Genomic DNA, 19,247 nt, shown 5'->3' with positions numbered 1-19,247 from the left:
CGTGCCAACCGGAAGGTATTGTCCATCGATGCCAGCTTTGGACTTGGCGAGGCGCTCGTTTCCGGCTTGGTGTCTGCAGATAACTAAAAGGTTTGGGAGGGAGGGTTGTTGAGAAGACGATCTCCACCAGAAACTGGCCGTATATGCCTTACAAGAAGGGAGCACAGAGGAACGGGAGATCGATCTAGAGCGGCAGAACAGGCAGACGCTGACGGATGACCAGATTTTGCAGCTGGCCTGTATAGGTCGAAAAATCGAAGCCTATTTTGCCTGCCCCCAGGACATCGAATGGTGCCTTTTTGAGGATACGTTCTATATCGTGTAGAGTCGCCCGATCACCACTTTATACCCGATCCCCGACGTGGACGATGGGCGGAACCGTGTCTATATGTCGTTCGGCCATCAGCAGATGATGACAGATGCCATCAAACCATTGGGGATGTCCTTCCTTCGGTTTTTGTCGGATGATGTTCCAACGGTCTGTGCCGGTGGAAGGCTGTTTGTTGATCTCACCCACGATCTGGCTTCGCCCATCGTCCGAAGGATCGTACTCAGTACGATGGGTAAGAACGATCCTCTGATGAAGAACGCGATCTTGAGTTTAATGAAGCGAAAATCGTTTATGAAAACACTGCCTCGCGGCAAGAGGGTTTTCAGCATGGGTAGAAAGGGACTATCCTGGGCACTTCTTATTCATCCCACCCAGATCTACCGAAAAAACGACCCAGCGATCATTCAACAATTCATTTCCCGTAACAAGGCGTCCATCAAAGATCTGCAGCAGAAGGTCGCAAACGTATCCGGAGATGAGTTGTTTGCACTTATTTTACAAGACCATAAGCAATTAAAAGAACTCCTGTATGATCCACGGAGTTTGGGAGCGATCATGGTTGGGGTGTTCGCATCGAACTGGATCAATAAGAAAATGGAGAAATGGTTGGGAGAAAAGAACGCGGCCGATACGCTTTCCCAATCGGTAGCCAATAACGTTACACCTGAAATGGGTCTAGCCTTATTGGATGTAGCGGACGTGGTCCGGCAATATCCGGCGGTGATAGAATATTTTCATCATGCCAAGGATGGACCTTTTTTGAGGATCTGGCCCAACTGGAAGACGGCGATGCGGTCATCAAAGCCCTGAGAGCATACCTTGAAAAATACGGCATGCGTTGTCCCGGGGAAATTGATATCACCAAGCCCCGGTGGATTGAACAGCTAACCGCACTGATCCCCATGATTCTCAATAACATCAAAAATTTTGAACCGAATGCGCGCAGCGTCAAATTTGAGCAAGGACGATTGAGAGCCGAGCTGAAGAAGCAGGAGCTTTTAAGCCGCTTGAAGCAATTGCCGGGCGGCACACGAAAGGCCAAAAAAACAAAGAAGATGATCAGCGTTTTGCGCCATTTTATTGGCTATCGGGAATATCCCAAGTATGCCTTCATCAGACGTTACTACATTTATAAGCAGGCCCTGCTGGAGGAGGCAGCTAAGCTGGTACAAAAGGGTATCATCCGGGAGAAGGAGGATATCTACTATCTAACCTTTGAGGAATTTAGGGAGGCTGTTCGCACAGGCCGGCTGGATTACAGCATCATAACCGAGAGAAAAGAGGATTACTCGATCTATGAGAAGTTGACGCTCCCGCGGATTATGACATCCGAGGGAGAGGTCCTATTTGGCGAATACAGCACGAATAATATTCCTCAAGGGGCTTTGGCGGGCCTTCCCGTTTCATCCGGCATGGTCGAGGGCCGCGCACGTGTCGTTTTAAAGATGGAGGAAGCCAACATAGAGGATGGCGATATCCTGGTTACGGCATTTACTGATCCCAGCTGGACGCCGTTGTTTGTATCTGTCAAAGGCTTGGTGACGGAAGTAGGCGGGCTGATGACCCACGGTTCCGTCATTGCACGCGAATATGGTCTTCCGGCAGTCGTAGGGGTGGAAAACGCCACGAAACTGATCAAAGACGGACAGCGGATCCGTGTGACCGGAACAGAGGGGTATGTAGAACTGGTTGTAACTTAGAATGACCGCTAACGTACCGTTAGCGGTCATCCATCCCTGGGTTCTCCCACGAACAAGTCCGATAAGGTACAGAGTAACAGGGATAACCCATGTCCGCCAATGTCTGACCGTAGATATGTATAAAGAAAACCGGAACGCTCCTCATCGTACTTGGGGAGTGTCCCGGTTTTCTTTATGTGCGCCCTGGCGCTGGATCTCAGATTGAATCCGCTCTAAGTGCTCCCAGTGTTTCTGTACGGCTGCCCGACCTTCGGATGTAATCCGTATAGTGGTTTGGGGAATCTTTTTTCTCACAAAATGCTTATCGATAACCACAAGTCCAGCTTTTTCCAGTTTGGCCAGATGACAGGACATATTCCCCTTGGTCAATCCGGTCAATTCCTGCAAGAACAGGAATTCCGCCATGGTACACGCCGACAAGGCGGTTAATATCGAGAGTCGGGCGGGCTCGTGCACTAATTTGTCCAATTTGGCCAATTCTTTAAAAGGCAACAATGGCCATTCCACCTTCACATCGGAAAATTCAGCATCATTATACGATACAAATGGGTTCTAAGCAACAACTGGTTTGTAACAAAAACACAATCTACCTCCATATATAAAAAATGAATCTCCTTTACCAACGGATCATCGAAAGTCAACTAATTTTCCAACAAATCAAACCCTTGCACATCTGTGTTGAAGAAGGGGAGATACTGAATAGAGATAAACAATGCAAAAAAGCCAGCACAGTACCTGCTGGCTTTTTTGACAATATCACATCGCGGATTACTGGTTTATAATAAAAGAGCGGCTTATTTTTGTCTGTCTTCCACAAAGCGAATACGGTCCAGCTGATTTTTCACTTGACCGCGGATCGCTTTGAGGTATTGTTGCCGCAACTGTTGCTGCTCGAATTTTTCCTCCGGTGTCAAACCTTCGGCCTTTTGTTTGCGGGCCAGGTGATTGATCCGGTTGATCAGTTCAGTGGTGATCACGCCACATCCCTCCTCCTTTGAACACTTTAGCCGACACGGACCGTTTTGACAAGTCCTGAAGGAGGTGAACCGATGGATGAAGGGAGTCATCTATGCACGGGTAAGTACCAAACGAAACGAGCAGGAAACCAGTCTGGAACGCCAACAACAGTCCCTGCAAGAATGGGCGGTCTCACTTCCGTGTGAAGTCGTAGAAGTGATTGCCGAGCAACACAGCGGCTTTGATCTGAATCGCCCAGGGCTATATCAATTGCTAAAAATAGTCCGGGAAAAGAAAGCAGATACCGTCTTAATCCAGGATGACACCCGCCTGGGCAGGGGAGAGACCAAGCTGGCGATCATCCATCAGCTTTACCGCATGGGCTGCCGTATTTTCAGTCTACAGCACGAAGGGGAGCTGGAATTGGAGGCGGGCGAATCGACGGTTTTACATATCATAGCCAAAGTGGAAGAGTTACAGCGAAAGCTGATGCGACAAAAGATCAGCTGGGGAATGCAGCGGGCAATTCAAAATGGGTATCAGCCGCAGTATAACCTGAAAAACCAGGGCCAAGGAGGACGAGAGAAAAAAGAGGTGCCCATCGAGCAAATCGTGGCGTTGAAAGACAAGAAGTTGACCTTCGAGGAGATTGCAGCTACACTGCAAGGGTTCGGTTATCAGGTGTCCCGTGCGACGGTTCACCGTCGCTACCGGGAGTATCTCGCCGGATTAGAGCAAGAAGTAAAAATGGATACATAGCGATCAAAGGATGAGGTGATACGATGTCCATCAATTGGAAACGGATGGAGGAGTTGACCCAATTGCCCGGTGTGCCCGGAGCGGAAGGGGAAGTTCGGCAAGCTCTCCGAAAGCACATCATGCAGTACACTGAGGAAACCGTACAGGATCATTTGGGCAGTCTGTTCGGTGTGCTACGGGGCAAGGAAGACGGGCCGCGCATCCTGGTCGCCGGCCATATGGATGAGGTCGGATTTATGGTGACCCGCATTACAGATCAAGGCTTTCTCAAATTTCAGCCCTTGGGCGGATGGTGGAGTCAGGTGATGCTGGCCCAACGGGTGGAAGTAGTCACCCGCTCAGGCAAACGGATTCCGGGGGTGATCGGGTCGACACCGCCACATCTGCTTTCCCCCGATGCCCGCAAAAAGCCGGTGGAAGTAGAGCAGATGTTTATCGATGTGGGGGCTTCAGACCGAAAAGAGGTGGAAACCTTCGGGATCCGACCGGGAGACTCCATCGTTCCCGTCTGTCCCTTTGTAGAGATGGAAGGGGGCAAACGGTTGATGACGAAAGCGTGGGACAACCGTTTCGGCTGCGGCCTGGCATTGGAACTGCTGGAGGATTTGCACCAAGCGGAACATCCCAATGTGGTGTACGCCGGAGCAACCGTACAGGAAGAAGTGGGTTTGCGCGGGGCTGTCACTGCAGCCAACACGGTGGAACCGGATGTGTTTTTCGCAGTGGATGCTGGGCCTGCCGGAGATACACCGGGAGTTAAAGACGGCTTCGGAGAACTGGGTAAAGGCGTAGTGATTCGCCTTGTTGACCGGTCCATGGTTCCTCTGCCTGCAATGCGGGAGTTTCTGATTAAAACAGCGGAACAAGAAGAGATTCCGTACCAGTTTTTCGTGTCCCAAGGCGGTACGGATGCCGGTGCGGTCCATCGTACCGGAAAAGGAGTACCCTCTGCCGCCATCGGTATTTGTGCCCGGTATATCCACTCCCATGCCGCGGTGGTGGACAAAGGGGATATCGAAGCGGCAAAGGCTTTCTTAAGAGCATTGGTCAAGCGATTGGATACGGATACGGTGGCTATGTTAAAAGGAGATGAAGGCATATGTCGCTGAACCGAAGGGTAAGGTCGCTCTAGTGATATTTCAACCGTCTGGAGATGATATTATGTTGGACACCCCGATTGGGCGTTTGCGTATCATCGCCTTGATGGAAGGGATCTCCTTCCTCGTGCTTCTCGGAATCGCCATGCCTCTGAAATATTTTGCGGGACTGCCGGTGGCTGTCATGGTTGCCGGCTCGATTCATGGTCTGCTGTTTGTCCTGTATTTGGCCGCAGTCGCTCACGTAACCATCGTACACCGCTGGTCAATGATGCGCGTGCTTGGTGCGTTCATCGCATCCGTCATCCCCTTTGGCAACTTTGTTCTGGATGCACGGCTGCGCCAGGATCAGGAGATGATCTCTTCATAAAAAGTAGCAGATCCCACCCCTTGAATAAAGTGGATATTGAATGGGATAGAATACCAATTGATTATCTTTCTCAATTAATCTACAATACAAATGATAATGAGAAACGATATCAATGGGGTGGGTTGGCCATGCGCTATCAAATCAAAGGCCTGTCGGATATATGCACCGTTTTACTTAACCAGCGAAATCTGGGAGGAGCAGTGGAGGCGGAATTGATTCGCCTACGAACCGGTGAGGAATACCAGTACCCCGTCATTGTATCGTTGGAGCGAGCAGGTGACCAATTTTATTTGATAGGGCTTGTTACCTTTGAAGGAAAACACATGATCGTCCACACAGGAGAAGTGGGACAGATTCATCAGGTACGCCATGTTGATTTAAAGGATTTACATAATTCCGTTTATCGGCAACAACGCCAACAGGAATTGTTAAGGTATCTCGATCGGTTATGCGAAGTGAACAGCGGTTTTATTACCGATACATTTCGAAAGGAAGCTCTTCGTATTGTGGAGGATATCGGATGGGAAAACATTGAAGAACGGGAACATTTAAATTTTATCCGAAAAGACCTCCAAAAGCGACGGGTCTCGTAAGAACACAGGTTTTCCCATATAGAAAAATAAAACAGGCATCACTAGAAGCAATGCCCGATCCAAAGCGGAAATCGTTTATTTTCCGCTTCATTTTTTTATTGGGGGTCTTCCAGCGTGCAGACGGCTGTTGGTCGTTTAATCCGGGGGACGAGGGCTTCGTAAACCCGGAAATGGTGGTTCATGTCTTCGGAATCCAGGTAGGCCGTATCAAAGTCTTCTGCCACAGCCAAATCTAAATTCTGTTCTCCAGTCTCCACCAATACTCCGGCGTGCCCCTTGATTACAGGGGATTGGTAAACGCCGTCTGTCACCAGTTCCCTCACATGTTCGATTTCGAAGACGTGGGTTTCCGGATGGACCCGATGCAAAAGGGAGTACAGATAGGGAGACAATACCAAAGCATAGGGTCCGGAATGCCCGGATGAAAGCAGCTTGTTGCGTGCTTCAACAACATCTTGGAATGCGTTGCCCGCCTTCATCCAGTCCTCCCGGATCTGGGTGTGTCGCCCTTTCACATTCATCAATCCCGGGATATCCAAGGAATCCTCCCCGTTGAAGATCAGATCGTCTTCCTTTAAAGCCACGTAGGAAGCGGCATCGGCTGCTGCACTAAAATCAATGGGAGTATTCAATTTATCGGACAGATCCAGATCCCGCCAATACACGGTGAAGTCCTTATATAGTATCGGGATATTTAAGTTTACCCGGCGAGAGGGCTGCGTCGGGTTACTTGATTCTCCCGTCAAATCCAACTGGCCCGGTTTTGGAGCATCATAAATAAAATGGGGGACGCTTTGGATCCCAGCCCCCAAGGGACCGTACAGTGGAGTAAACCGGCGACCTACGAGCTGGCGTCGAGCTGTTTGAACCACTGTGGTTTCCAGTTCGGCCCAGTCGTCCGGGGAAAATGGAGCATCCTGGTATTTTTTCGTTTTGTCCATGCTATTTCATCCTCCGATTAAAGGGTAGATGACCGGTTGATCATATTGCCAACCGTAAAACGCCGTTTGGAATTGAAAGCAGTTATGGGTTCTGATTTACCTGGTTCAAGATCTTGGTTAAAGGCTTCGTTCAGCATCGAGACGATTTCTTTTACACGCTCATAATCCCGTTGGGAGATATCCCGCAGTTCCTTTAACGTTTGCACAATAGATTCATCGGGAAGCTCGAATTTGGCTAAATCCAAGTGCTCGATGAAATTATGTAAACCAAACTTTTCGAGGTTGATATCCTGCAGTAATAGCAAAAAGTCGCGGCGATCCATTTTCTACTCTCCTTTAAATCGAAGGTTCCCGACTGACCAGGGAGACAACTTTGAGTGTTGCACGGGGATATTCGAATCGACAAGCTTCTCTAGTCTGGGCAGAAGGGTTTCCAGGCGTTCCAGACGCTGTTCTTCTTCTTCGATGATATGGTGAAAATACAGTCGTTCCTTTTCAGTCGCTGCCTGCTCCACAACAGGTTCCAACATCTGCACGAAGGTCTCAATTGATGCTTTGGTACGTGAAAATATGGGATGCAATTCGGAAAAGACTTTATCCATTGTTCGTGTAACCCCTTTAAAAAGGATAGAAAACATTCTTTCCTTAACGTGTGTTTTTTATAACCTAAGAAACCAACCCCTGCTTAGGGGTTGGTTTCTAGGGGGCTTCGCGCGAAAAGGCCCATTAGGTTAGCGAATGGTAATGCCGTATTCTTTGATCCAAGTATTTACTTGAATGAGATACTCCAAAGCTTTTACAACTCGGCCAGGATCGAGATGTGTTTTCCCATCAATCACGGCTTGCAATTTCTTTTTATCGATCAGAGAGCAGACGGGAGAATTAGGATCAGCTAAGATATCCTTCATCCAGCGGCTGACCGCTTGGTAATAAACAGGGTTTTGCACTGTTGGATAGGCACTTTTTTTACGATAGAGCACATCGTCCGGTAAGTAGCCTTTCAGTGCACGCCGTAAAATCCCTTTTTCGATGTCGTCTACTTTTTTCACCCGGTAAGGCACATTCCAAAGGTACTCGACCAAACGGTAATCGCAGAACGGTACGCGGACTTCGAATCCGGTGTACATGCTGGTACGGTCCTTGCGGTCGAGCATGAATGGCAGGAACCGGGTGATGAAAAGATAAGACATTTCCCGTTGCCGCGCCTCGAGAGGGTCTTCCCCTTCAAGCGCGGGCACTTCGGCGATCGCTTCTTCATATCGTGCTTGTACATACTCCTCTGGACGCACGTGATTGAGAGTCTCTGGGGATAATAAATGAGTCAGATTCCCGGTGCTGCTCACTCGCCATGGAAATGTGCCTGCATTTAAGAACGCTTCCTGATGGAACCAAGGATATCCGCTAAACACTTCGTCTGCCGACTCACCAGACAAAGCGACCGTAGCGTCTTTTTTCATTTCGCGGAAAAGAAGATAAAGAGATGTTTCCATCTCTCCAATTCCCGGTAAGTCGCGCGCCCTTAGTGGAACGAGCAAGTTTTCAATCAGTTCTTCGGAATCCAATACAATGGTGTGATGCTCGGTTTTCACATAATCGGAGACCCGTTTGACCCACGGCGCATCGAGATCGAGGTGCAGTAAATCTTTTTGGAAGTCGTGGTCGCTGCCGACAAAGTCGATCGAATAGGTGTGAAGGGTCCGCCCCTCTTTCGCAAATTCTTTCCCGGCGATCGCCGTCAGACCGCTCGAGTCCAGTCCGCCGGAAAGCATAGTCACCACCGGCATGTCGGAGATGAGCTGCCGGCGCACGGTATCTTCTAAAATATCGCGAATTTTTGCTACTGTTGTCTCTACATCATCCGTATGGGGTTCACTTTTTAGATTCCAATAACGAGTCACCCGTTTCCCTTCGCGGGTGAACAGGATGGAATGGCCGGGACGAACCTCTTTGATCCCTTTGAATACACCAACCCCGGGTGTACGCATCGGCCCGTTCCCAAATATCTCTGCCAATCCCTCAGCATCAATTTCCGGTTTTACCTCAGGATGCGCTAAGATTGATTTCAACTCGGACGCAAACAGGATCATACTCCCGCGTTGGGTATAAAACAGCGGTTTGACACCCAAATGGTCCCGTCCCAAAAACAGTTTTTGTTTCGCCTCGTCCCAAATGGCAAAAGCGAAAATCCCATTCAGGTGCCTTACGCAATCTTCTCCCCATTCGAGATACGTATGCAGCAATACTTCGGTATCCGAATGGGTTTTAAACACATGACCACGTTCTTGCAGCTCTTTTTTCAGTTCGAGATAGTTATAAATCTCACCATTGTATATCATTGCATAACGACGATCTCCCTGCTGTACGATCATCGGTTGGAGACCGCCTTCCGGGTCGATCACAATCAAGCGGCGATGGGCCAAAGCCGCCCGGGGCGAAAACCAGAAACCTTCCGCATCGGGTCCGCGGTTTTGGATCGCTCGAGCCATATCTTTCAATATTTCCTTTTGACCAGAAAGGTCGTTTTCCCAATCGATCCAGCCGGCAATTCCACACATGTCTACCATCTCCTGTCGGTTATCAGCTTTATTGACAGTTCGTTTGTTAATCAACACATTGTTGATTATAATAGGATTAGGTAGGATTTCAACAAACAAATCCGCATAATCTGTTGATTACTCAACAAACAGGGAAGCATTGATTATAAATCCACTAAAAATTCATAGGAAGATGAAAGATGTCAAACAAACGGAAAAAACTAGATCCCAGGGTTGTTCGTACGCGCCAAATGCTAAGAAACGCTCTGATCGAACTCATCGGGGAAAAAGGATATGACTCGATCAGTGTACAAGATATCACACAGCGAGCTACTCTTAACCGAGCGACTTTTTATCTCCATTACCGCGATAAGGAAGATCTTTTAAACCAAAGTATCAAAGATATTTTGACGGAACTGGTCAAAGGGATGAAAAAAAGCCGCCTCATCGATGAAAACATAACCGATTCGAATGGAAATGTTATTCGTCCGCTTTCCGACTTGGTCTATGTCTTTGAACATGTAGCTCAGCACGAGCAGTTTTATAAAGTGATGCTCGGCAATAAAGGACAACAGCGATTTTTATTCCGCTTACTCGATGTATTTGTCGATGTATTAAATGAACGCCTCACACATAGCATGTCCAATGATATAAGGCCGGCCATTCCCAAAGAGATTCTCATCCAATATGCCGCTTCCGCCTATCTCGGTGTTATCGCTTGGTGGCTGAGAAACGATCTCCCTTACACTCCCGAATACATGGCCACTCAATTGACGCGCCTTAGAGTGCAACACATACAAACCTAGCCATCGTCAAGTATTGGGATGGGGTCGATGGGTCGAGAGAAGGGAAAACCGCAACGGTTTTATGAGTTGCAGAGAAGAAGACGGAGAAGAGCCGCCGTTTAGGAGCTGTATATAAAGGAGCAAGGAAGAGAGCTGGAGCCAGAGGAATATCTATTTAAGTCCCGGCGGGGATTTGTCAGGGGTGATATATCAGGCTTTTTCCTAGTTATACATCTGAATACCCTTCCTAGTCCCCTCCCGCAAAGGTGCTATCGAAGTCGATCTCGACGGTAAGCGCGTCTTTTTCCAAGATAGAGCTGGAACGTCATGTTGAAGCGGGAGAAGTGCCCGGATTGCCAACGCGACTTGAAAAAAGGCTGTTGACACCGGTTAACGGCCTTTTTTCATCCTATGGTCCCGGTTCCCGGCAGGTATCCCTTTCAATATTCCTTCCGGTTCATAGGATATTACGAGATGAAAGGGGGATCGCGATGTCTATCCTGTTAATCGGGTTCGGGATTTTTTTATTGTTTTTGCTGGTGATCGCGTTTATCTTCTTCGTTCTTTGAAGTGGAAAGTACGAGTATGGGACATTTGAAGGATCGTCCTTGTAGAGTTGATTGGTTTTCTCCAGTCGATTATAATAAAAGATATTTAAGGAAGTTCATTGACATGGGGTAACAACAAATTGCCCAATGATCCTGTTCTTCCTTTTAAGCTATGGCGGGATTGATGACTGGCATCGAGATATGCTTAGGAATTAACCCACCATAAAACAATCTGTGCCAAAAACGCACAAATTGTTTTATGGTGGGTTTTTTTTGTGTGAGAGGAGGTCCACAGTGAACCGAAAAATCGCATTTACAATCAATGGAATCGCGCATGAAGCGGAAGAAGGCACGAGGATTCTCGATTACCTTCTCAAACAAAACATAGAACATCCTCATATTTGTTATTCACCTGATTTAGGTCCCATCCAAACATGTGACACTTGCATGTGCGAGATCGATGGAAAAATTATGAGAGCCTGTTCGACGCACATTCAGGAAGGGATGAGCATTTTCACGTCGTCGGAACGGGCCAAACGGGCACAAAACGAAGCAATGGACAGGATTTTGGAAAATCATATGCTTTATTGCACGGTTTGTGATAACAACAACGGAAATTGCAGGATCCACAATACCGCAGAACTCCTCGAAATCGAACATCAAACGCGACCGTTTCGGGAGAAACCGTACGAAGTGGATATGTCCCACCCATTTTATCGCTACGATCCCGATCAATGCATCTTGTGCGGACGATGTGTGGAAGTGTGTCAGGATGTCCAGGTCAATGAAACGCTTTCCATTGATTGGGAGCGTAACATCCCCCGTGTCATCTGGGATAATGACGTGCCGATCAATGAATCTTCCTGTGTTTCTTGTGGACAGTGTATAACCGTGTGTCCGTGCAATGCACTGATGGAAAAATCGATGCTGGGTAATGCAGGCTTCATGACGGGTATGGATAAAGATCTGTTGAATCCCATGATTGATTTTGTAAAAAAAGTGGAGCCTAGTTATACTGGGATTTTTGCTGTTTCCGAAGTGGAAGCTGCGATGCGTCAAACCCGCATAAAGAAAACAAAAACCGTCTGTACATTCTGCGGTGTCGGCTGTTCCTTCAAGGTCTGGACAAAAGACCGCCAAATCTTGAAAATCGAGCCTGTAGAAGATGCTCCCGTCAACAGTATTTCCACTTGTATAAAAGGGAAATTTGGATGGGATTTTGTAAACAGCGAGGAGCGCATCACCACTCCGCTGATCCGGAAAGGCGATCAGTTTGTCCCCGCCACCTGGAAAGAAGCGCTCAGTTTGATCGCGGATAAGATGGGATCCATCAAAAAGAAAGAGGGCGGAGACGCAGTCGGGTTTATCTCTTCGTCCAAAATCACAAATGAAGAGAATTACCTGATGCAGAAGCTGGCCCGACAGGTATTTGGAACCAACAACGTTGACAACTGTTCCCGTTACTGCCAATCCCCCGCCACCGACGGGTTGCTGTCAACGGTGGGCTACGGTGGGGACGCGGGAACGATCCGGGACATTGCTGGAGCGGGCCTTGTCATCATTGTCGGTGCTAATCCGACAGAAGGCCATCCGGTACTAGCAACCCGGGTAAAACGAGCCAAAAAATTGAACGGTCAAAAATTGATTGTTGCAGACCTCCGTAAGCACGAAATGGCGGAGCGTGCCGATCTTTACTTACATCCGAAACAAGGTACGGATTTTGTATGGATCACCGCTGTTGCAAAATACATCATCGATCAAGGGTGGCATGATGAAGAATTTATCAAGGCCCGCGTAAACAACTATCAAGAATATCTCCAATTACTTCAACGTTATACACTTGAGTATGCGGAGAAAGTAACCGGCATTTCCAAAGAACAATTGATCGAAACAGCAAAAATGATTCATGAAGCGGACGGTACCTGCATCCTGTGGGGAATGGGCGTCACACAGAACACAGGCGGTTCCCATACCTCCGCCGCGATTTCCAACCTGCTGCTGATTACGGGCAACTACGGCCGTCCGGGGGCGGGTGCGTATCCGCTGCGCGGGCACAACAATGTACAAGGAGCCTGCGACATGGGCACTTTACCCGCATGGCTGCCTGGGTATCAACCCGTCACCAACGATGAGGACCGTGAAAAATTTGAACAGGCATACGGTGCATCTATTCCCGCACAGCCCGGCCTCGACAACATCCAGATGCTTGAAGCGATTGAGGAAGGCAAGCTGAAAGCAATGTATCTGGTCGGAGAAGATATGGCCTGGGTCGATTCCAACGCGAACCATGTCCATGAAATTCTGTCCAAACTCGATTTCTTTGTCGTGCAGGATGTATTTTTCACAAAGACAGCGCAATTTGCGGACGTTATTCTGCCGGCCGCTCCTTCCCTCGAAAAAGAAGGTACCTTCACCAACACGGAACGGCGTATACAACGTCTATATCAAGCCCTTGATCCGTTAGGGAGTTCGATGCCCGACTGGTGGATCATTCGGGAGATCGCCAAAGCGATGGGAGCCGATTGGGACTATGAGGGGCCCAGTGACATCATGGATGAGATCGCGAGCCTGTGTCCGAGCTTTGCAGGGGTTTCCTACGAACGCCTCTCGGGGTGGAACAGCTTGAATTGGCCCGTTCAGGAGGACGGGACCGACACTCCGCTTCTTTACAGTGAACAATTTAACTTCCCGGACGGAAAAGCCCGACTTTCCCTTGTAGATTATGTTCCGCCTGTCAATATGGCGGCAGAATTCGATTTGGTCTTAAATAACGGCCGCCTGCTGGAGCATTTCCATGAAGGAAACTTAACCAGCAAATCGGAGGGGATTCAGTATAAATTCCCCGAAGTGTTCGTGGAAGTATCCCGAAAACTGGCAAAAGAACGCGGCGTAAAAGACGGTTCCCTCGTTCGCCTCTTATCCCCCTACGGTCGGGTTAAAGTACGCGCGCTGGTGACCGATCGTGTTCACGGAAACGAACTGTACCTTCCCATGCACTCTGCCAGCCATCAGCATGCGGTCAACCTGCTGACAGGCAACGCGGTGGATGTCCGCACAAATACGCCAGCGTACAAGCAAGCGAGGGTTCGGATGGAGGTACTCGAGAAAGACGGCATCATCCCTTTGCCGAGGTACAACCCCCGGTATGCGACCCGGAACCCTCAAGTGGGTGTTCAGGTAGAGCGGAAATGGGCCCGTAAAGATTATGAACCAATCGCGGACGTAAATCTGGCAGGTGATCAATAATGGCAAAACCAATCACAAAGATCGAACAGCCCACTCTTACTGAAAAAGAAATGCAACAACGTTCACTTGAAAAAGTGATCAAAGATGTAGCCGACAACGCTGAAGGTATCCAACAGACGATTCAACTTCTTCAAGAACTCCACAATAGTGGAGTTCTTGAAGCTGTTAAAGCGTTGTTCGAAGCGAAAGAAAAAATAACAAAAATCGCCGTCGGGCAGCTTTTAAACCCTCCTGTAACTCGAGCTATCAACAACGTAATGGCTGCAGCCGAAGCACTGACAGAACTAGATCCGGAAATGACCAAAAAATTGACGGGCAGTGTGGTAAAGGGTCTGAAGAAAGCAGAAGAAGACATTGAAAATAACACCCAAGTGGGCATTCTCGATTTGTTGAAAGCTTTGAGAGACCCGGATATTAACCGTGCGATGGGGTTTAGCCTCCGTTTTTTAAAAGGAATGGGAGAAGGTTTGAAAGATTAATCTGGAAAGTTGGAGGCCCACCGTTGAGTTGTGATTTATTCCGAGGGAAGTATCCTTATGTTAATATTAATCTGAAGGGTGTATTTTATGAAAAGCTTAGAACATCAATTCAGTATGTTGGTTCGTGAAATACGTAAAAAATATGTCGGGAACGGGCCCAAAGAAATCAAAACTCGAATTATGGGTCCATGGGTAATCAGTGAAATGAAAGGGAATTTGACAAATGTAGAAGAGTTTATGATCCATTCGGAAAATGGAAAGAAGATGGTCCATGAAGCCCGAACCACATTAGTGAAAGATATTTATAAAGATAAGGAAGTCGTAACAAAACTTGAAGAGCTTGTAGACGCAAAACTTGTGACTATCTTTACGGACATCAATTTAGATCTTGATATCGCGATGACAGTTTATGTTTTTAATAAACCTATTGAGTCTAAATAACTACTTTGTAAACCTAATCGGTGGTGAGCCTTGTGCTTCAACCAATTCAATTATCACGACAAATTCTACGTTATGAAAAGGGTTACATCCATCAGTCCGAAGATACAGTCGTTACTGAGTATCCCATTACAATCATGCTAAACAATCAAGAGTTCGCAACAATGGTATGTACACCCGAACACATGGAAGATTTGGTCATTGGTTTTTTGGCATCGGAAGGTATCATCAGCAGTTACGAAGACATAAAACAAATCCGTATTATAGAAACAACCGGGAAAGCCTATGTAGATACCTTTAAGGTGAATAAATTTAACCAGATGTTTCATTCCAAGAGGTATGTTACCTCTTGTTGCGGAAAAAGCCGACAGAGTTTTTATTTCTACAGTGATGCCAAAACGGCAAACACATTTACTTCCGCCAAGGTGAAAATCTCATTTCAGGATTGCTTTCGATTGATGGAGTTAATGCAAAAATCCGCGACGACATTTCAAAACACAGGAGGAGTTCATAACACTGCACTTTGTGATCGCAATGGGATCGTTATATCAAGAATGGATATTGGACGGCATAACGCCCTCGATAAAATTTACGGGTATTGTTTGAAACATACCATTCCCATGAATGACAAAATCATTGTGTTCAGTGGGCGTATCTCTTCAGAAGTATTGTTGAAAGTTTCCAAAATCGGATGTGAGATTGTGTTATCTAAATCAGCGCCTACCGTACTGGCATTACAGTTAGCGGAAGAGTTGGGGATTACAACGGTAGGATTTATCCGAAATCATTCTTTAAATGTATACACACATACCGAGCGTATTCATAGTTGAGTGGTATGGTTGCCTAAGTTATTGACGATGAAGTCTAGCCGTTCCGAGTCCGGGACGGCCTTTTTGTGTAGCTCCTGAAAAGGAAAACATCCCTCAGGAAGTTCTAAAAGTGGGGTGTATGATGTCCAAGCTTTGCAATGACGGTTAAGTAAACAGCGCCTGCTGTCCAAGGACAGCAGGCGCTGTTTTTATACCCTGTTTTCATCATCGGTTCCCTGAGAATAAGAGATCGAAGTAGTCGATAGTTCTCGGATCCAGGATATAAGTACCATGGCCATCCCAACGGACACGATATCTAGGAAACCGATCATCAATAGTGGGCTTTCAGGAGCCACCATCACACCCAACATGGGTCCCATCAAGCCACCCATGAATCCCGCGAGCATACCGTCTAAAGAAGCCAAACGGTGAACGGGTCTCCCCGCGAGATAACCCATTGCCATACCCAGAGTAACAGAAATGTGGTGGGCCAAGTCATCTGAACCCACAAGATCCCCAGAAGCGTTCCAATGAGAACGCTGAGGATCATGGCCAACCCCATGGCGATCCACATCCCTGCCATGGAGGACAGAGCGTTACGGTGCCGATTGACCACAATGAGTACATACGTGTAGATAACGGCCACTAAAACAAAGCTACTCACATAGACCCCCAAAAACACACCCCCGTCCATTTTATTCTCCACCTAGATCTTATGTGGAGCAAGGGGGATTATGTTTTGAGTTCGGTTAAAAAAATACGTAACCATTTGCGATATAATCCTACTTCGGTAAAGATTATTAGTAATAAGAAGGGTTACGTGCTTGTGACTTGAACAGCGTTTTTCGGTTGGTATAATTTTCTTATCTTGAAAAATCCCCGGATATCCCCGCTCGGTGAGGAAAAAAAGAGGTGCATAATGGTGGAGAGGAGGAAGCCAGTTATTTTTTACGAAAACGACCTACCATCCCATTTCCACCGTTCCCACTCCCGGATATCCCAATCCACGCCAATCCCCACGCCTTCCGGAATCGGAATCACACCGTTTATCGGTTGGATCGGCCAACCTTGATTCCACGGACACTCCATCACGTCCCACTCGACGGGTTCTACCGTTTCTCCCTTCATTTTGCTCCAAGAACCGAGGCAGCTTTGGGCCAGGATGGCATACCAACCCGAAAGAAATCCGTCAAAGGTATGCGGAGATACGCGAATACCAAAACTACGCCCCATCTGCAGGGTATTGCGATACTCATTCATCCCGCCCATGTGAACGGGATCGGGTTGGATAAGATCCAATCCTTTCTTCCGTAAAAACGGCAAGAAGTCTTCCGGCTTGACCAGGTTTTCTCCCCCGGCCAGAGGAATGGAGCATCGGCTGGACACCTTTTCATAAGCTTTCACCTGAGCGAGGGGCATGGGTTCCTCCAGCCAGAGCCAATTGCCCCACCGGTCAAATACGGGATTCCACTGTATCGCAGTAGCTGCATCATAGCTTTGGTTGGCATCGACAGCGACCTGTACGCTACCATCCACCATTTCCATCAGGGACTGGATGTGCTCCTGATCTTCCGCCAGCGGTCTCCCCCCGATTTTCACTTTGATCTTCGAAAACCCCCGGGATACCGCTTGTTCTATATCCTTCAGGGACGCTTTCTTCCAATCGGGCTGTTCCCGATACGATTGAAAAGATGCATAGACCGGGATGGACGCATGCTGTTTTCCTCCCCAAAGATCACAGACCGATACACCTGCTTTATGGGCAAAGATTTCCGTTAGGGCCATACTGACACCCGCTGCAATGCGGCGGTTCCAGGTTTGGATGTAGGTTGTCATCTTCAGGTGTTCATTTGCTTTTTTTCCCAGGAGATAAGGGATGACCCGATCCCGAAACTCCCGTTCCAATCCGGGAAGCCATCCGGTACATTCTCCCCATCCTACCAGTCCCGATTGCGTCCGGATCCGAAAAAGATAACAGGAACGGTAGGTTTTATACCCATTGGCATCTCCATAGGGCCGGGGCAAAGAATAATAAAGCGGAAAGGTATCTATTTGCCGAATGATCATGTTGTCACAGCCTCTCATCTTGAACATGCGATGTATGATACTTTGAAAAAATACCTAATTGATAAACGAACTAAATGGAAAGGGGAGACACCCGTGATTTGGACAGAGTGGCCTTGGAACGCATGTTGATCCTGTTTGTCAGTTTGGCTTTTTTAATGATTTTCATCCAGGTGACGATGTATCATTACCGGCAAAACTTTCAAAGGATCGACCCACATGAAGAGTTGGTGGAAGCCTGGCGACAGGAGTAAGCAGTTCATACGGTCGGTCCGTCAATACGGTGGAACAGTACATTAACGATGTGAAACGGTTATTCAGAGCAGGCTTGTCATCCCCAAATATTTCTCTATACTGATAATTGTACAAAAAGAGGAAAAAAACTCATTTTGACCGAGGTGAACACGATGACTCAACGATGCTCCCGGATCGCCATCGTTACCGGCGCCACCCGCCGCAAAGGAATCGGTGCGGCGATCTGTCGGGCACTGGCTCAAGAAGGTACCGATATCTTTTTCACCCATTGGCATCCTTATGACCAACAGATGGCATGGGGAATAACGGAAGAAGAACCGCTCGCATTGGAAAGAGAGTTGCGCCAAGCCGGAATACGTGCAGAAAGTCTCTCCATCGACCTGTCCGATCCCGCCGCTCCCGCCCGTGTGTTGGATGAAGCGGAAAAGCGCTTGGGGACACCTGCCATCCTGGTAAATAACGCAGCTTATTCTCTGCGGGATATTCATTTTGATAAGCTGACCGCAGAGATTCTCGATGCCCACTATGCCGTAAATATGCGCGCAACACTCCTGCTCAGCAGTTTGTTTGCCCAAAGGTGTCCGACCGGGTGTGACGGCCGCATCATCGCGATGACCTCAGGCCAGTCGCTGGGACCGATGCCTGGAGAGCTGGCCTATATCGCCACCAAAGGAGCGATCGAAGCTTTCATCCGAACACTTGCAGTGGAAGTGGCTTCCAAGGGAATTACGGTTAACGCTGTTAATCCCGGCCCAACGGATACCGGCTGGATGGATGAGGTGATCAAAAAGGAGTTACTGCCCCGATTTCCGATGGGACGGGAAGGACGTCCGGAGGATGCAGCTCGTTTGATTGCCTTTTTAGCCCGAAAGGAAGCCGGATGGATCACAGGACAAGTCATCCATTCCGAAGGAGGGTTTATCCGATGAAAGAAATAAAAAAGGGCTTGAAGCTGAAGTTGCGTCACCTTTTATACGGGGGGCAAAGGAGGGACACCTTGAAACCGCTCACGTATAAAACCAGTCAGTTTGCTAATCAGGCTTCGGTAACGGTGTGGACACTCCGATACTACGACAAGGTCGGTCTTTAAAGCCGTCTTTTCGCACCGACACCGGCCACCGCCTGTATACGGAAAAGGACTTGTTCCGATTGGAACAAGTCCTCGTCTTGAGGTTTCTGGGTTTTTCTCTTCAAGAAATCCGGGCTTGCCTGACTGAAGGACCGCAGACACTGCAAGGTATTCTGTAGATGCTTAAGGCGTTAATTGAACTGACAATTCACAAAGTCTAGTAGTAACAAGGGTGACAACGATTCGTGGAATTTGGAGCCATTTTGGAAAAG

The 19,247-nt window shown here is 48.0% G+C and carries 19 protein-coding genes and 2 pseudogenes; 14 read left to right on the top strand and 7 right to left on the bottom strand.

Going from position 1 to position 19,247, the window contains the following annotated elements:
- Window positions 1–3 precede the first annotated feature (3 nt).
- A pseudogene (gene ppsA / locus IEW70_RS05865) lies at window positions 4–2,031 on the top strand (phosphoenolpyruvate synthase); the annotation flags it as partial.
- Window positions 2,032–2,172: 141 nt separating this feature from the next.
- Here ppsA and IEW70_RS05860 read toward each other — a convergent pair.
- Together IEW70_RS05860 and IEW70_RS05855 are read right to left on the bottom strand one after the other, a co-directional pair.
- Window positions 2,173–2,526 carry a transcriptional regulator gene (locus tag IEW70_RS05860; protein ID WP_188646985.1) on the bottom strand — a complete coding sequence of 118 codons (354 nt, stop codon included), beginning with the start codon at window positions 2,524–2,526 and terminating at the stop codon, window positions 2,173–2,175.
- 299 nt (window positions 2,527–2,825) lie between these two features.
- Entirely contained in the window at window positions 2,826–3,008 is a 183-nt protein-coding gene (locus tag IEW70_RS05855) for a DUF896 domain-containing protein (RefSeq protein WP_188646984.1), read from the bottom strand.
- A 76-nt stretch (window positions 3,009–3,084) separates the two neighbouring features.
- Between IEW70_RS05855 and IEW70_RS05850 the strand changes: the two genes are divergently transcribed.
- The 4 genes from IEW70_RS05850 to IEW70_RS05835 are packed head-to-tail and all read left to right on the top strand — an operon-like array spanning window position 3,085 to window position 5,807.
- Window positions 3,085–3,747: a YneB family resolvase-like protein gene (locus tag IEW70_RS05850; protein ID WP_188646983.1), complete on the top strand. Its 663-nt coding sequence runs from the start codon at window positions 3,085–3,087 to the stop codon at window positions 3,745–3,747.
- 23 nt (window positions 3,748–3,770) lie between these two features.
- Window positions 3,771–4,856, top strand: coding sequence for a M42 family metallopeptidase (locus tag IEW70_RS05845; protein WP_188646982.1), 1,086 nt, complete (start codon window positions 3,771–3,773; stop codon window positions 4,854–4,856).
- Between the two features lie 52 nt (window positions 4,857–4,908).
- A complete protein-coding gene (locus IEW70_RS05840; protein WP_188646981.1) occupies window positions 4,909–5,214 on the top strand; it encodes a DUF3817 domain-containing protein in 306 nt (101 codons plus the stop codon).
- Between the two features lie 20 nt (window positions 5,215–5,234).
- Entirely contained in the window at window positions 5,235–5,807 is a 573-nt protein-coding gene (locus tag IEW70_RS05835) for a hypothetical protein (protein WP_188646980.1), read from the top strand.
- A gap of 95 nt (window positions 5,808–5,902) precedes the next feature.
- On the opposite strand, the gene IEW70_RS05830 is transcribed toward IEW70_RS05835, so the two are convergent.
- From IEW70_RS05830 to asnB, 3 genes and pseudogenes are all read right to left on the bottom strand, one after another.
- Entirely contained in the window at window positions 5,903–6,748 is an 846-nt protein-coding gene (locus IEW70_RS05830; RefSeq protein ID WP_188646979.1) for a family 1 encapsulin nanocompartment shell protein, read from the bottom strand.
- Between the two features lie 17 nt (window positions 6,749–6,765).
- A pseudogene (locus IEW70_RS18670) lies at window positions 6,766–7,350 on the bottom strand (IMEF encapsulin system ferritin-like cargo protein).
- Between the two features lie 129 nt (window positions 7,351–7,479).
- Entirely contained in the window at window positions 7,480–9,303 is a 1,824-nt protein-coding gene (gene asnB / locus IEW70_RS05815) for an asparagine synthase (glutamine-hydrolyzing) (RefSeq protein WP_188646976.1), read from the bottom strand.
- Window positions 9,304–9,482: 179 nt separating this feature from the next.
- On the opposite strand from asnB, the gene IEW70_RS05810 reads away from it, so the two are divergent.
- The 5 genes from IEW70_RS05810 (at window position 9,483) to fdhD (ending at window position 15,608) form a co-directional block, all read left to right on the top strand.
- Window positions 9,483–10,088, top strand: a complete 606-nt coding sequence (locus IEW70_RS05810) for a TetR/AcrR family transcriptional regulator (protein WP_188646975.1) — start codon at window positions 9,483–9,485, stop codon at window positions 10,086–10,088.
- An 800-nt stretch (window positions 10,089–10,888) separates the two neighbouring features.
- Entirely contained in the window at window positions 10,889–13,861 is a 2,973-nt protein-coding gene (fdhF, locus tag IEW70_RS05805) for a formate dehydrogenase subunit alpha (RefSeq protein ID WP_373285914.1), read from the top strand.
- The gene (locus IEW70_RS05800; protein ID WP_188646973.1) at window positions 13,861–14,340 is read left to right on the top strand and encodes a helical membrane plugin domain-containing protein; all 480 of its coding nucleotides are present in this window, start codon (window positions 13,861–13,863) and stop codon (window positions 14,338–14,340) included. The genes fdhF and IEW70_RS05800 overlap by 1 nt, the downstream gene beginning before the upstream one ends.
- 87 nt (window positions 14,341–14,427) lie before the next feature.
- A complete protein-coding gene (locus IEW70_RS05795) occupies window positions 14,428–14,781 on the top strand; it encodes a Na-translocating system protein MpsC family protein (RefSeq protein ID WP_188646972.1) in 354 nt (117 codons plus the stop codon).
- 32 nt (window positions 14,782–14,813) lie between these two features.
- Window positions 14,814–15,608, top strand: coding sequence for a formate dehydrogenase accessory sulfurtransferase FdhD (fdhD, locus tag IEW70_RS05790; RefSeq protein WP_188646971.1), 795 nt, complete (start codon window positions 14,814–14,816; stop codon window positions 15,606–15,608).
- 391 nt (window positions 15,609–15,999) lie between these two features.
- Here fdhD and IEW70_RS05785 read toward each other — a convergent pair whose 3' ends face one another.
- Together IEW70_RS05785 and IEW70_RS05780 are read right to left on the bottom strand one after the other, a co-directional pair.
- Window positions 16,000–16,281, bottom strand: a complete 282-nt coding sequence (locus tag IEW70_RS05785) for a hypothetical protein (RefSeq protein WP_188646970.1) — start codon at window positions 16,279–16,281, stop codon at window positions 16,000–16,002.
- A 254-nt stretch (window positions 16,282–16,535) separates the two neighbouring features.
- Window positions 16,536–17,654, bottom strand: a complete 1,119-nt coding sequence (locus IEW70_RS05780; protein WP_188646969.1) for a mandelate racemase/muconate lactonizing enzyme family protein — start codon at window positions 17,652–17,654, stop codon at window positions 16,536–16,538.
- Window positions 17,655–17,752: 98 nt separating this feature from the next.
- On the opposite strand from IEW70_RS05780, the gene IEW70_RS05775 reads away from it, so the two are divergent.
- From IEW70_RS05775 to IEW70_RS17805, 4 genes are all read left to right on the top strand, one after another.
- On the top strand, window positions 17,753–17,905 hold the full coding sequence (locus IEW70_RS05775; RefSeq protein ID WP_188647087.1) for a hypothetical protein: 153 nt from the start codon (window positions 17,753–17,755) through the stop codon (window positions 17,903–17,905).
- 153 nt (window positions 17,906–18,058) lie between these two features.
- Window positions 18,059–18,835, top strand: coding sequence for an SDR family oxidoreductase (locus IEW70_RS05770; protein WP_188646968.1), 777 nt, complete (start codon window positions 18,059–18,061; stop codon window positions 18,833–18,835).
- Window positions 18,832–18,996, top strand: coding sequence for a MerR family transcriptional regulator (locus tag IEW70_RS18440; protein ID WP_373285913.1), 165 nt, complete (start codon window positions 18,832–18,834; stop codon window positions 18,994–18,996). Before IEW70_RS05770 ends, IEW70_RS18440 begins: the two co-directional genes overlap by 4 nt.
- A complete protein-coding gene (locus tag IEW70_RS17805; protein WP_373285912.1) occupies window positions 18,960–19,154 on the top strand; it encodes a MerR family transcriptional regulator in 195 nt (64 codons plus the stop codon). The genes IEW70_RS18440 and IEW70_RS17805 overlap by 37 nt, the downstream gene beginning before the upstream one ends.
- The last annotated feature ends 93 nt before the right edge of the window (window positions 19,155–19,247 follow it).

Source organism: Marinithermofilum abyssi, from assembly GCF_014641195.1.
Taxonomy (GTDB): domain Bacteria; phylum Bacillota; class Bacilli; order Thermoactinomycetales; family DSM-45169; genus Marinithermofilum; species Marinithermofilum abyssi.
This window is presented reverse-complemented; position numbering and strand designations above follow the sequence as displayed.